Consider the following 14,402-nt stretch of genomic DNA (forward strand, 5'->3'; position numbering starts at 1 on the left):
CAAGGAGACAATAAAATGAATTTATTATACAAGAGTACAAGAAATGCAGAAAAAACAGTGACGGCTTCCCAGGCAATTCTGAAAGGACTGGCGGAGGACGGCGGACTGTTCGTTCCTGAAAATATTCCAAAGCTGGATGTGACGATGGAAGAGTTGAAAGACATGACCTATCAGGAGACAGCCTATGAGGTCATGAAGCAGTTTTTGACAGATTTTACAGAGGAAGAGCTGAAACATTGTATTGAAAGCGCATATGACCAAAAGTTTGATACAGAGGTAATTGCTCCTCTTGTAAAAGTGGGAGATACCTTCCATTTGGAGTTATTTCATGGTGCCACTATAGCGTTTAAAGATATGGCATTATCGATTCTTCCGCATCTGCTCACGACTGCCGCTAAAAAGAACCATGTAACCAAGGATATTGTAATTTTGACAGCCACGTCCGGAGATACGGGAAAAGCGGCCCTGGCTGGTTTTGCAGATGTTCCGGGAACGAAAATTATTGTATTTTATCCAAAGGACGGCGTGAGCAAGGTTCAGGAGCTGCAGATGGTGACGCAAAAGGGAAAGAACACTTCCGTTGTTGCCATTCATGGGAATTTTGACAACGCACAGAGTGGAGTGAAGGCACTGTTTGAAGACAAAGCTCTTGAAGAAGAGCTGGATAAAGACGGATATCAGTTTTCTTCAGCGAATTCCATCAACATTGGGCGTCTCGTGCCTCAGGTCGTATATTATGTCTATGCCTATGCAAAACTTTTGGAGAATGAAGAGATTCAGTCCGGTGAACAGATTAATGTAACAGTACCTACAGGAAACTTTGGGAATATTCTGGCCGCTTACTATGCAAAACAAATGGGAGTGCCGATTGCAAAGTTAATTTGCGCTTCTAATGAAAATAAAGTGTTGTTTGACTTTTTCAAGACAGGAAAATATGACCGGAACCGGGAGTTTGTTCTGACCTCTTCTCCGTCCATGGATATTCTGATTTCCAGTAATCTGGAGCGTTTGATTTATGCTATTGCAGGGCAGGATGCCAAAAAGAATACAGAACTGATGGAGCTGCTAAAGACAGAGGGATATTATGAAATTACCCCTGAAATGAAAGAAAAACTGAATGATTTTGTAGGCGGATACGCTTCAGAAGAAGAGACGGAAGCAGCAATTCGTGAGACATACCATTCCACAGGCTATGTGATGGATACTCACACAGCAGTAGCTTCCCGTGTATGCAAGGTTTACAGGGAAAACATCAAAGATAACAAAAAGGCTTTGGTTATATCTACAGCAAGCCCTTATAAATTTGCAAAAAGTGTAATGACTGCGATTGACGGGTCTTATGGTACAATGGATGAACTTGCACTGATTGATGAATTGGAAAAGATATCCCAGACCCCTGTTCCAAAGGCCATTGAAGAAATCCGTAATGCCGCGATTCTTCATACAAAAGAATGCAATGCAGATGAAATGAAGAAAACTGTAAAAGAAATTTTGAGAGCAGAGGTGTAATTTATGGACAATATGTTTGGGGCAATCAGCCTTATGATATTAGGCGGCGGCATCTATTCACTGTATGCCTATATAACCATGAGAAAAGAAGGACATATTAACGAGGTTCTTCTGCTTGGCAAGGGATTTACAGAGTATATGTGCAAGGACAAAAAAGCGTACATGGAGAAAGCACTTCCAGCAGTTCTTATTTTCGGGATTGTGACTACTCTTTATGGGGCGGTGGATGCAATCCACTACTTTATAACTCCCATTTTTATTTTGGATATGATTGCAATGGCGGCATTTGTGGTCGCACTCATTTGGTTTATGGTTTATACAACAAAGTTAAAAAAGAAATATTTTTAATTATATACAGAGATTCAGATTTTCAACGATATGTGCAGAAGCAAGTTTTTTTGCGTGCATATATCGTTGAAAATTTATTCGCCCGTCTGCCAAAATGAAAAATAATAAAATAAAATCAGCTTATTGCTGAGTTGAAATAACCTATAATATTAAATAGTGAAATATTTAACATAGAAATTGCAAAAAGAGTACATAAAAAGGATAAAACATCAAGAAATAGATTAATATTTGTCATAAAAATGCAAGTAGAATGAAGTCTACTTGCATTTTGCATAATTATTTGGCAGGTATTCCTAACAAAATGGCTAATAAATGAAATAAGCACAGATTCGACCTTCAAAAAAGGGTTGACTTTCCAGTTCAATTATGGCATAATGAAACAAATTTCGATTTGAAGGAGGAAATTAATAAATGTCAACAAAAGCGTATTATCCAATCAGTGAAATTGGAAAAGGTAAGCCAGGTTTTTCAAAGACAAGGTCTATTATTGAAACAGCGTTTTATGGAAATAACGTAGTTCCGGTAAACACATTGAAAGAGGCATATAATTTAGCAAAGAATTCTCCGGGAACAGTCGTAACAGATATGCCGGTATATAGAGGCGAAGAGTTTGGTCTGGATGAAGACGCAAAAGTTCTTTTATTTAACGATGGTGCCATTACAGGACGTTATGCAGGATCACGCCGTATTGCAGGCGAGCCGGGTGTAGATTGTGAAAAGCTGGATAAAGTAGCAATGGATGCGATTTACAAATCCCGTTTTAAAAAGATGTATCATGCAACAGTTTATGCAGGTCTTGATCCAGAGTTCATGGTAAAGGTTCACCTTTTGATTCCGGAAGGCGAAGAAAATATTATGTACTCATGGATGTTGAACTTCCAGTATATGTCCGATGATTATGTAAAGATGTATAAAGAGTCTATTCCTGTAGGAAATGGAACAGAGCCGGATATTTACCTCTTTTCCGATCCACAGTGGAAACCACTGCAGACTCCTGATGTGGACTTCAGCAACCTGAGTGATCCTCAGACAATGTGCTATTTTAACACAAATGAAAACTGTGCATGTATCCTTGGAATGAGATATTTTGGTGAGCATAAGAAAGGTACACTTACCATGGTATGGGCACTTGCTAACCGTAATGGATATGCATCTTGCCACGGTGGACAGAAAGAATATACTTTAGCAGACGGCAGCAAGTATGTTGCATCTGTATATGGTTTGTCAGGATCAGGAAAGTCTACAATTACACATGCAAAACATGATGGAAAATATGATATCAAAGTTCTTCATGATGATGCTTTCATTATCAATACAGATACATGTGCTTCCGTTGCTATTGAGCCTACTTATTTTGATAAGACACAGGATTATCCGACAGGATGCGAAGACAATAAATATCTGCTTACAGCGCAGAACTGTGCTGCAACACGTGACGAAAATGGAAAGATTCAGTTAGTAACAGAAGATATCAGAAATGGTAACGGACGTGCTATCAAATCTAAATTATGGTCACCAAACCGTGTGGATAAGATTGATTCTCCTGTAAATGCAATTTTCTGGATTATGAAAGACCCTACAATTCCACCAGTAGTAAAATTAAAAGGTGCTTCTCTTGCATCTGTAATGGGAGCTACACTGGCTACAAAGAGAACTACAGCGGAAAGACTTGCTCCTGGAGTAGATCCAAATAAACTGGTTGTTGTTCCATATGCAAACCCATTCAGAACATATCCGCTGGTAGATGATTATAGCAAGTTTAAGAAGCTGGTTGAAGAGAAGAATGTAGATTGTTACATTATTAACACAGGCGATTTCATGGGTAAGAAAGTTCAGCCTAAAGATACACTTGGAATTTTGGAAGCAATCGTAGAGAAGAAAGCAGAATTCCATCAGTGGGGACCATTCTCTGACATTGAGATTATGGATTGGGAAGGATTTGTTCCGGACCTGAACGATGCAGATTATGTATCTCAGTTAAAGGCTCGTATGAATGACCGTGTAAATGAGATTAAAGAATTTGCTACAGTAAAAGAAGGATATGATAAACTGCCGGAAGATGCGCTTGCAGCAATTCAGAAAGTAGTAGACGAATTGAATTAAAAATGAGCATATAAAAATAGAGTACAGGACACCCTGTACTCTATTTTTCATTAATCCTGGCCTATATCCACTGTCTATGGAAAGTAGTTACTCCAAATGTTTTTAGACAAATATATCGGCTGTCTTGTTGTTTTGGCAAACTTTACGCAATCTTCTGTTTGTAAGGCTTATTTTTAAACTGTTAACAGTTCTTGCTTTTTGCTTACAGACACGCACACATTTCAGGCAGGAAATACAACTCTTTTTATTTGTCTTTTTAGGGTTCTCCGCGGGAATAGCTCCGGATGGACAGGTTTTTACACAGGCCCCGCATTCTGTACAGAGGTTTCTATTTGTTCTTGGGTGAAGAGAAACATGACCATATTTCCTATATGGCGTATTTCCGGGCACTTGAATATGAAATTCTTCAAAAGAATTCTCTTTCTTTATGCGGCGGTTTAGCTGGATACCAAAATCGGCAATTACTTTCATGTCCTCTTTGTTTGGACGTCCAAAACCAATAGAGCGGATTATAGAATGTTCTGTCGGAAATGCAGCTGCACCAATGACTTTAAAGCCCCGTTTTTCAACTTCTGTCTGCAGCTCCAAAAGAGCATCTTCGTACTCACGGCATCCGTATGTAGCAATTAACGCTGCGGGAGTATCTTCGCCTTTTAAAAGGTCAAAATATTCTAAAAATGTCCGTGGAACGCGGCCGCTGTACACCGGAATTCCAAAAAGTACAAAATCCTCTTTTTTAAACTGAAGAGAGGGCTTTTTTTCTTTGTGGACGGTGAGATTGAAAGAGACAGATTTAAGGTCAATACTTTTGGCAACCTCCATGATGACCTTTCTTGTAGTGCCCGTCGGGCTGAAATAGACAAGTTTTAACTCATTCATTTTCATATCTTAAGACTCCTTTATCAATAGGTATAAAAATAACTATATCACAAATTTTAAGTTCATAAAAGACTTCATAAATAGTTAAATATATTTTAATATGAACTGAAAGGAAATGGAAAGAAATGCAATAAAAATAGAATTCGATACCAGTTGTAAATTTCATGTAAATGGGTTATAATACACTTAGAGAAAAACCTGAAATGTTCGACACCCCTGCTATTTTGAACCTACAATACTTTAAACGGGATTCCTATATTTCTGTAATATGTCAGGCCTCCGTTGCAGTGGAAGACAAAAAAGCAGATGCGGTTGCCCACCTAGCTTTGGCTAGGAGTCAAAATACAGGACCGGCATTTTGGGGAAACTACTAAAGATAAAGACATCTGCCAGTGTGCAGATGTCTTTTTCTTCTTGTATAATACGAAACTGTGTTTCCTATTATACAGGAACCCTCCTGGGGATGCCACACTACGCGCATAAGGAAAATGGCCGCTAGAGCGACCGCGCTTCGGTGCGAGAGTCTGGCAAGCCAGGCTCTTTATTCCTATATCCTGAAAAGAGATGAGATAAGCTCCGGGTTATTGAAGAGCATACTTGAATAAATGTACCCTTTATGATATGATTTGAAAAGTTTATTTTACGAAGATAAGGAAATCATATCTAGTATACTACAGATAAAAATGGTATAATATTAAATTCAAAGCAGATAAACTGTGGTACATTTTAAATTAAGAAATCTAGTGGGAGAGAAGGATGCAAGGAAGAGTAAGAAAAGTTGTTGGTAAAATTCGTAGAGTGGCAGATATCGTGGGGTCACATCATACTGGAGCTTATGCGGCCCAGTCAGCCTATTTTTTTGTGTTATCCCTGATTCCTATCATTCTGCTGCTTTTAACAATGGTACAGTTTACACCGGTCACAAAAACAGATGTGATGGAAGCAGTCATGCAGATTTTCCCCAAAACGGTGGAAGGAACCATTGCTTCTATAATAAATCAGGTTTATGCACAGTCGGGAACTATTATCCCTATCACCATTATTGTAGCTCTTTGGTCTGCAGGGAAGGGAGTGCTTTCTGTAACATCGGGGCTGAACTGCATTTATGACAATACAGAGACTAGAAATTATCTTTACCTGAGAATGCGTGCTTCTATATATACAGTCATTTTTGTTTTAGCGATTATACTTTCACTGACCTTTTCTGTCTTTGGAAATAGAATCAGCCTGATTGTGTATAGGCATGTGCCGCTTTTGACAACGGTCATGGATCTTGTCATTAAGATCAGGACACTTTTAACGCTGGTTGTACTGACACTGTTCTGGGACCTGGTATATAAATATTTACCTAACAGAACAAACATGTCAAAAACGACCATGAAACAGCAGCTTCCAGGTGCTATATTTACTTCCTGCGGCTGGCTGATGATATCCTTTGTATTTTCCGTCTACTTGGATATTTTTACTGGATTTTCCAGTATGTATGGGAGTCTGACTACAATTATCCTGATTATGCTGTGGCTGTATGTTTGTATGTATGTTATTTTGCTTGGCGGGGAGTTAAATGCATTACTGGAAGGCTATGGGAAGAGAAGGTAAAAAGAAGAAATTTCCTTGACATTCAAAAACCTTATGTTACAATGGAAAAGTAAAAAGCGATAACCGTGCATAGTAGAGCCCCATTTCCTATCAGAGAGAGAAAATCACTGGCTGCAAGTTTTCTTTAGTTCAGATGGCAATCCAAATTCCCACGGTAGCTGCGTGCTTGAAATAGAAGTAGAGCATGCCGTATGTTGTACGTTACACAAGACTAAGAGCCTATAATATAATTATAGGAATTAGGGTGGTACCGCGAATGTAGAACTTCGTCCCTTTATTGGGATGGAGTTTTTTTATATAATAAGAAACTTCGTTTCTTATTATATAAAAACCTCTGGGGGATGCACACTGCGCACATAAGGAAAATGGCCGCTAAAGCGACCGCGCTTCGGCGCGAGAGTCTGGCGTGCCAGACTCTTTATTCTATAATTAGGAAATGTTCGCTTTACGAAAGGAGTAAGAGAATGAAAGAAAAATTGGAGCAAATTAAGGCAGAAGCGATTGCACAAATCCAGGCATCTGATATACCTGAGAAATTAAATGATGTGCGTGTAAAGTTCCTGGGCAAAAAAGGAGAATTAACCGCAGTCCTCAAGGGAATGAAGGATGTGGCACCAGAAGACAGGCCTAAGGTGGGACAGCTGGTAAATGAGACAAGGACAGCCATTGAAGCTGTTTTGGAAGAGTCCAGAACGAAAATGGAAAAGTTTCTTAGAGAAGAGAAGTTAAAGGCAGAGGTAATTGATGTGACGCTGCCTTCTAAAAAAAGTATGGTGGGACACAGACATCCAAACACGATAGCACTGGAAGAGGTAGAGCGCATTTTCGTCGGTATGGGATATGAGGTTGTAGAAGGTCCGGAAGTGGAATATGATTTGTATAATTTTGAGAAACTGAATATTCCTGCCGATCACCCGGCAAAAGATGAGCAGGATACATTTTATGTGAGTAAGGACATTGTTTTGCGCACCCAGACATCACCGGTGCAGGCACGTGTAATGGAACAAGGAAAACTTCCGATTCGTATGATTGCTCCGGGAAGAGTATTCCGCTCTGATGAGGTGGATGCGACACATTCTCCGTCTTTCCATCAGATTGAGGGACTTGTCATAGATAAAAATATTTCATTTGCTGATTTAAAAGGAACGCTGGAAGTGTTTGCAAAGGAACTGTTCGGTCCAGATACAAAGACCAAATTCAGACCGCATCATTTCCCATTCACAGAACCAAGCGCGGAAGTAGACGTAAGCTGTTTCAAATGCGGTGCAAAGGGATGCCGTTTCTGTAAGGGCTCAGGCTGGATTGAAATCCTTGGCTGCGGCATGGTACATCCACATGTTCTGGAAATGTGCGGCATTGACCCGGAGGAGTATTCCGGCTTTGCATTTGGAGTAGGACTTGAGCGAATTGCATTATTGAAATATGAGATTGACGATATGAGACTTCTGTATGAAAACGACATCCGTTTTCTGAAACAGTTTTAAGTCTAAAACGGAATATAGAAAAAGGAGGAAAATAGAGTGAATACTTCATTATCATGGATTAAAGCGTATGTCCCGGATTTGAATGTGACAGCGCAGGAGTATACAGATGCAATGACATTGTCCGGTACCAAGGTAGAAGGATATGAGGTACTGGATGCAGATCTGGAGAAGATTGTCATTGGACAGATTGATAAAATTGAAAGGCATCCCGACGCAGATAAACTGATTATCTGTCAGGTAAATGTTGGTACGGAATCTGTTCAGATTGTAACCGGAGCGAATAATGTGCATGAGGGTGATAAAGTTCCCGTTGTATTGGATGGGGGACGTGTGGCAGGCGGACATGACGGTTCTAAAACACCAGGAGGAATTAAAATTAAGAAGGGAAAGCTGCGTGGTGTGGAGAGCTTTGGTATGATGTGCTCTATCGAAGAACTGGGTTCCACAAAGGAAATGTACCCGGAATCTCCTGATGAGGGAATTTATATTTTCCCTGAGGATGCACAAATCGGTGCAAGTGCAGTGGAAGTCCTGGGATTGAATGACGTAGTGTTTGAATATGAAGTGACTTCCAACCGTGTGGATTGTTGTAGTGTAATAGGAATTGCAAGAGAAGCGGCGGCGACCTTCCGTAAAGAATTTATTCCCCCTGCTGTAACAGAAACAGGCAATGAAGAGGATGTAAACGATTATGTAAAAGTGTCCGTTGAAAATACAGATCTTTGTCCCCGTTTCTGTGCAAGAGTAGTGAAAAATATTAAAATCGGGCCTTCTCCCAAATGGATGCAGAGAAGACTGGCATCTGTAGGAATCCGTCCGATTAATAATGTGGTAGATATTACAAATTATGTGATGGAAGAGTACGGGCAGCCTATGCATGCGTACGACCTGGATATGATAGCAGGCCGTCAGATTATAGTGAGGACCGCCCAGGATGGAGAGAAGTTCACTACTCTGGATGGCCAGGAGAGAATGATAGATAAAGAAGTACTCATGATTTGTGACGGAGAAAAAGCCATTGGTCTTGCCGGGATTATGGGCGGTGAGAACTCTATGATTACAGATGATGTGAAGACAATGTTATTTGAAGCTGCATGCTTTGACGGTGTAAACGTCCGTAAGTCCAGCAAAAGAGTGGGTCTGCGTACAGATGCGTCTGGTAAATTTGAAAAGGGACTTGATCCGAATAATGCAAAAGCTGCCATTGACAGAGCCTGCCAGCTTATAGAAGAGATGGGGGCCGGGGAAGTCATAGGGGGCACCGTTGATGTGTATGGTAAGGTGAAAGAACCCGTCAGAGTGCCGTTTGATGCGACAAAAATAAATGAGATGCTGGGAACAAACATATCAGAAGAAGAAATGCTGGGATATTTTGAAAAAATTGGATTGGAGTATGACCCTCAGACAAAAGAAGTGATTGCACCAACATTTCGTCATGATTTATTCCGTCTTGCTGATTTGGCAGAGGAAGTGGCAAGGTTCTACGGGTATGATAATATACCGACTACACTTCCCAGAGGAGAAGCTACCACTGGAAAAATTTCCTTCAAGCTTCGGATTGAGAAAACGGCTGAGGATATTGCAGAATTCTGTGGATTCAGCCAGAGTATGAACTATTCCTTTGAAAGTCCAAAGGTATTTGAGAAACTTTTGATTCCTTCAGATTCTCCGCTGCGGAACGCTGTGGAAATCATAAACCCACTGGGAGAAGACTACAGTATCATGAGAACCACTTCTCTGAATGGTATGCTGACTTCTCTCGCTACAAATTACAATCGCCGGAACAAAGACGTGCGTCTTTATGAACTGGGAAATATTTATCTGCCTAAGGCGATTCCGCTGACGGAACTTCCCGAGGAGCGTATGCAGTTTACACTGGGAATGTACGGAAACGGAGATTTCTTTAGCATGAAAGGCGTTGTGGAAGAGTTTTTTGAGAAAATCGGAATGAAAGATAAGGAATCCTACAGCCCTGATGCAGGAATACCGTATCTGCATCCAGGACGTCAGGCAAATATCATGTATAAAGGAAAGAACGTGGGATATTTAGGCGAGGTACACCCGGAGGTGGCTGACAATTATGGAATTGGCGAAAGAGCCTACATTGCAGTGATTGATATGCCGGACATTTTGGAATACGCGACTTTTGACAGAAAGTACATGGGAATCGCAAAATATCCTGCCGTTCACCGTGATATCAGTATGGTCGTTCCGAAAAATATACTTGCGGGACAGATAGAGGAAGTCATTGAGAAAAAGGGCGGTTCCTATCTGGAAAGCTATGTCTTATTTGATTTATATGAAGGCGCTCAAATTAAAGAGGGCTACAAATCAATTGCGTATTCTATCGTATTCAGGGCAAAGGATAAAACCTTAGAAGAGGCTGATATAACATCAGCTATGAAAAAAATACTGAAAGCTCTGGAAGAGATGGGAATAGAATTGAGACAGTGACCGATAGTGATTAGCGAGGTGTTTTCGAGCTTAGCACGTAGGTCGTTCTTTGAGCTTAGCGAGGTATTATCGAGCTTAGCGTAAAGAACTTCCTTAAGTATTTTTGGAAAGGCGGATTTTGTATTGAAAACAAGTGACTTTTATTATGACCTGCCCCAGGAGCTGATTGCCCAGGACCCACTGGAGGACAGGGCAGGTTCCCGCCTTCTTGTACTGGATAAGAAAACGGGGAAAATAGAACATCATGCGTTCCGGGATATTGCAGAATATCTTGAGTCGGGGGACTGTCTTGTCATTAATGACACAAAAGTTATTCCTGCCAGACTGATTGGTTCCAAAGAGGGGACAGGGGCGAAGATAGAGGTGCTGCTTCTGAAACGGAAAGAGAATGATGTATGGGAAACCCTTGTTAAACCTGGGAAAAAGGCAAAGCCAGGTACGAGAATCAGCTTTGGGGACGGATTGCTGGTTGGAGAAGTGATGGACGTGGTAGAAGAAGGGAACCGCCTGATTCATTTTGAATATGAAGGGATTTTTGAAGAAATTCTGGACCAGCTTGGGCAGATGCCTCTTCCGCCATATATTACACATCAATTGAAGGATAAGAACAGATACAATACAGTGTATGCTTCTCACGCAGGCTCAGCCGCAGCCCCCACCGCGGGACTTCATTTTACTCCTGAATTGATGGAGAAAATCCGGGAGAAGGGGATAGAGATCGCCAGAGTAACCCTGCATGTGGGACTTGGTACGTTTCGCCCTGTAAAAGTAGAGGATGTGACAGCTCATCATATGCATTCAGAATTTTATATCATTGATGAGGAGGCTGCAGAGAAAATTAACTCTGCGAAAAAGAATCATAAACGTGTAATCTGCGTGGGAACCACAAGCTGCAGGACTATTGAGTCAGCAGCCGATGAGAATGGGCATCTCAAAGCGTGCAGCGGCTGGACGGAGATTTTTATCTATCCGGGGTATGAATTTAAAATACTGGACTGCCTGATTACAAACTTCCACCTGCCGGAATCGACATTGATTATGTTAGTCTCGGCGCTGGCGGGCAAAGAACATGTATTAAATGCTTATGAAGAAGCAGTAAAAGAGAAGTATAGATTTTTTAGTTTTGGGGATGCGATGCTGATACTTTAGTACTGGTTTACTATAAATAAGAATGGCAAAAACAAGAAGCAAAAGCGGAAATAAGTCTTGCACAATGCAAGGCTTTTTTCGTCATGGATGAGGGGAGGCTGATTCCGTTCCAGAAAGTGATTTTAGTTACAGTACCGTTCCCTTCTATCCTAAATGCATAAATAAGAATTTAACGAGGAGATTATGAAACAGACGGTAAGTTATATAAAATTTAAAATCGGCAATATACCGGCAATCCTGTTCGGTGAACCATCGGATAACCTGTACCTATTTCTGCACGGACAGGGTGGAAATAAAGAAGAAGCTTCGGCGATTGCTGAAATCGCATGTCCTGCTGGCTGGCAGGTATTAGGGATTGATCTTCCCGGTCATGGAGAGCGTACTGACAGTGATAACTTTGTTCCTTGGACTGTCGTACCTGAGCTGCGCTGGGTTTTTGACAATATGAAGTTCAAATATAAGCACATCGCATTGCGTGCTAACAGTATCGGTGCGTGGTTTGGAATGTTAGCTTTTACAGATAAGCCGCTTGTGCAGGCTCTGTTTGTTTCGCCTATTTTGGATATGGAATTGCTCATTCAAAATATGATGCAATGGGCGGGAGTAACGAAAGAGCGGCTACAAAGGGACAAGATCATTCCAACTGATTTTGGGCAGACGCTATCATGGAAATATCTAACTTGGGTACAAGAACATCCGATTACCAATTGGAGGCATCCAACCAAAATCTTGTATGCAGGGCAAGATAACCTAACTGAACGTCATGTGGTAGATACTTTTATTTCACATTTCGGCGGCGAGCTGACTGTTATGGAGAACGGAGAACACTGGTTCCATACCCCCGAGCAACTAGAAACGGTAGAGAAATGGATGAGGAACTCGCTGTTGACGTAGGCTTATAAAATAATTTCCAATTTATTAACCAATCACTGAGTTTACATTTAAGAATAACCATGTAGGATATATTCTGACCTTAAGAATAATAATGATGGAATATCATAAATATTCATGTTTATAAGCACTAAGATTACTAACAAAATTAAGAAAGAGGAACCCATGAAACAGATTGCAATACTGTTACAATTGAAGGTGTGAGATTCTTCATCATTCATAACAAGAAAGATATCCCCAAAAACTTAGCAAATATAGATGTGGTGGTCTATGGTCATTCCCACAAATACTCTGCAGAAATTATTAATGGAATACTATTTCTCAATCCTGGCGGCTGCGGTAAACGGCGTTTTGATTTAGAACTTACAATGTGCCGTATGACTGTGGATGCAGGGCACTACCAGTACGAAAAAGTGATAATCCCCCTATGACATTCCAAAAGGATGATACAATTGTTTTATTTAGAGTTATTGAGAAAGATTTTTAATTTTAACTGGGATTTAACCGTTTTGTGCAAAAAGACATATATTATTTTAAGAAACATATTTGTGGTGACTTATGAATACAGAACGTTATTCGGTTTTATTTTTAGGTTTTACTACACAGCAATATACAGCAGAAACTATTGCTGATATTTGGGAAATAAGTGCTGATAAGGTATACCGTGAAATTGGCATAGATATAACCGGGGAAATATCTATGATGTATTTTATTGGTCAAATTACCCAAAACGGAGAGAAGGTAACATTTCAAATTGAAAGTATCAGAAATCCAAATCTTGTAAAGGATCAATCTGAATATCAGAGCGCATATAACACAGTTGTGCAAAATGTCCGGCGTATACTAGGAAATCCTCTAATGCGTATGACGGTAGAGGATATTGATAGTTTCTATTTTGGAAGGATCTGACATGAGTCGAGTGGTGGAGAGTGCCACTCAATTAAAAATGTACAAGTTTTTATATTTACGTCTGCTGTCAGAAACAGCATAGAAGGCTCTCCATATTCGGAGAGCCTTCTATGCGTTTTTATACTTGTTTCTAGTTTTTACCCAATTTTAAGATAGCAATGTCGCCGCTGACGGAGTCGAAGTGAAATGAAGCGCTTCCGTCCTTATGAATTCCCATATCTTCTTTCTGAGATACATCAAAGTCACATTCGAGTGATCCGCTGACGGAATCTTTTCGGTAAGTAAATCCACTATTTTCAGGTATTGTTAATATCACATCCCCACTGACAGAATCTGTCCGTACTTTCTGAGGGCATATTTGAGATATTACCGTAATGGTTCCTGATACGGTGTCTGAATCGATATGCTGGAAGCTCCCTTCTACATCAACATCTCCGCTGGTTGTGTCTGCATCCAGTTTGTCATCTACATATAATGACTCTCCAGTCATGTTTCCACTGGTGCTGTCCATGGACAGTGTATAGGACTTGCATTCGGATAATGAGAAGTTACCTGATGTTGAATCCAGGTTGAACCGTTCTGCAGTAATTCCCTTTACTTTGGCATCTGCAGAAATCGTATCTATGCGTATATATCCCATAGTTTCTGCGGTTTTTTCAGGGATTCTGACAGTCAATTCTTTTCTAAGATTTGTTCCTATTGAAAGCAGCGCTCTTTTTGCTTTTCGGTATTGTATAATGAGTTTCCCGTCTTTGCTATAATAACGCAGCTGCTCGCTTTCTTTCAGGTCTTTGCGGGATTTCTCAAAAAATTGGACGGTTTCTCCATCATATACTTCAACTGTAATATTGCCGCTCATCCAGTTTATATCCAGATCCTTAATCTGTTCACCGTCTATTTCCGCTCCGCCAGTCTGATATTTTCCTGAATCTGTGTAAAAATACCCGCCGCCAAAGCCGATAGAAGTCCAGTTCCATATACCAGTTAATCCCAGAACAAGCACCGTAATCAGTATGACGGCTGTAACGGACCAGGCAATAATTTTTATAAATGCGAATTGTCTTTTATCCATTTTTC

Annotated in this window: 11 protein-coding genes, 1 other RNA gene, 1 pseudogene and 1 other annotated feature; of the genes and pseudogenes, 11 read left to right on the top strand and 2 right to left on the bottom strand. The window is 40.5% G+C overall.

Translation table 11 applies throughout. The annotated features are described in order from the left end of the window. The first annotated feature begins 15 nt into the window (after window positions 1-15). The 3 genes from thrC (at window position 16) to A8805_RS01410 (ending at window position 3,960) form a co-directional block, all read left to right on the top strand. Window positions 16-1,509, top strand: a complete 1,494-nt coding sequence (thrC, locus tag A8805_RS01400; protein WP_109708415.1) for a threonine synthase — start codon at window positions 16-18, stop codon at window positions 1,507-1,509. Between the two features lie 3 nt (window positions 1,510-1,512). Then, complete coding sequence (locus A8805_RS01405; RefSeq protein ID WP_109708416.1) at window positions 1,513-1,857, top strand: hypothetical protein; 345 nt, start codon at window positions 1,513-1,515, stop codon at window positions 1,855-1,857. Between the two features lie 411 nt (window positions 1,858-2,268). Then, window positions 2,269-3,960, top strand: coding sequence for a phosphoenolpyruvate carboxykinase (ATP) (locus A8805_RS01410; protein ID WP_109708417.1), 1,692 nt, complete (start codon window positions 2,269-2,271; stop codon window positions 3,958-3,960). Window positions 3,961-4,062: 102 nt separating this feature from the next. Here the strand turns inward: A8805_RS01410 and A8805_RS01415 are convergent, their stop codons facing one another. Beyond that, window positions 4,063-4,845, bottom strand: coding sequence for an EFR1 family ferrodoxin (locus A8805_RS01415; RefSeq protein ID WP_109708418.1), 783 nt, complete (start codon window positions 4,843-4,845; stop codon window positions 4,063-4,065). 186 nt (window positions 4,846-5,031) lie between these two features. On the opposite strand from A8805_RS01415, the gene ssrS reads away from it, so the two are divergent. The 8 genes and pseudogenes from ssrS to A8805_RS01460 all read left to right on the top strand — a co-directional run bounded on the left by ssrS (window position 5,032) and on the right by A8805_RS01460 (window position 13,325). Beyond that, window positions 5,032-5,208, top strand: a non-coding RNA gene (gene ssrS / locus A8805_RS01420) — 6S RNA. Window positions 5,209-5,595: 387 nt separating this feature from the next. After that, a complete protein-coding gene (locus A8805_RS01425; RefSeq protein WP_109708419.1) occupies window positions 5,596-6,438 on the top strand; it encodes a YihY/virulence factor BrkB family protein in 843 nt (280 codons plus the stop codon). Window positions 6,439-6,488: 50 nt separating this feature from the next. Beyond that, window positions 6,489-6,715 (top strand) — a binding site (T-box leader). 187 nt (window positions 6,716-6,902) lie between these two features. Next, the gene (gene pheS, locus A8805_RS01430; RefSeq protein ID WP_109708420.1) at window positions 6,903-7,922 is read left to right on the top strand and encodes a phenylalanine--tRNA ligase subunit alpha; all 1,020 of its coding nucleotides are present in this window, start codon (window positions 6,903-6,905) and stop codon (window positions 7,920-7,922) included. Between the two features lie 36 nt (window positions 7,923-7,958). Continuing rightward, on the top strand, window positions 7,959-10,376 hold the full coding sequence (pheT, locus tag A8805_RS01435; RefSeq protein WP_109708421.1) for a phenylalanine--tRNA ligase subunit beta: 2,418 nt from the start codon (window positions 7,959-7,961) through the stop codon (window positions 10,374-10,376). A 123-nt stretch (window positions 10,377-10,499) separates the two neighbouring features. Further along, on the top strand, window positions 10,500-11,525 hold the full coding sequence (gene queA / locus A8805_RS01440) for a tRNA preQ1(34) S-adenosylmethionine ribosyltransferase-isomerase QueA (protein ID WP_109708422.1): 1,026 nt from the start codon (window positions 10,500-10,502) through the stop codon (window positions 11,523-11,525). A gap of 183 nt (window positions 11,526-11,708) precedes the next feature. After that, window positions 11,709-12,419, top strand: a complete 711-nt coding sequence (locus A8805_RS01450) for an alpha/beta hydrolase (RefSeq protein WP_109708423.1) — start codon at window positions 11,709-11,711, stop codon at window positions 12,417-12,419. A gap of 176 nt (window positions 12,420-12,595) precedes the next feature. Continuing rightward, window positions 12,596-12,847 (top strand): annotated as a pseudogene (locus A8805_RS01455) (metallophosphoesterase family protein); the annotation flags it as partial. Between the two features lie 127 nt (window positions 12,848-12,974). Continuing rightward, the gene (locus A8805_RS01460) at window positions 12,975-13,325 is read left to right on the top strand and encodes a hypothetical protein (RefSeq protein ID WP_109708425.1); all 351 of its coding nucleotides are present in this window, start codon (window positions 12,975-12,977) and stop codon (window positions 13,323-13,325) included. Window positions 13,326-13,455: 130 nt separating this feature from the next. Here A8805_RS01460 and A8805_RS01465 read toward each other — a convergent pair whose 3' ends face one another. Next, window positions 13,456-14,397: a DUF4097 family beta strand repeat-containing protein gene (locus A8805_RS01465; RefSeq protein ID WP_109708426.1), complete on the bottom strand. Its 942-nt coding sequence runs from the start codon at window positions 14,395-14,397 to the stop codon at window positions 13,456-13,458. Between the last annotated feature and the right edge of the window lie 5 nt (window positions 14,398-14,402).

Source organism: Faecalicatena contorta (assembly GCF_003149105.1).
GTDB classification, from domain to species: Bacteria; Bacillota; Clostridia; order Lachnospirales; family Lachnospiraceae; genus Muricomes; species Muricomes contortus_C.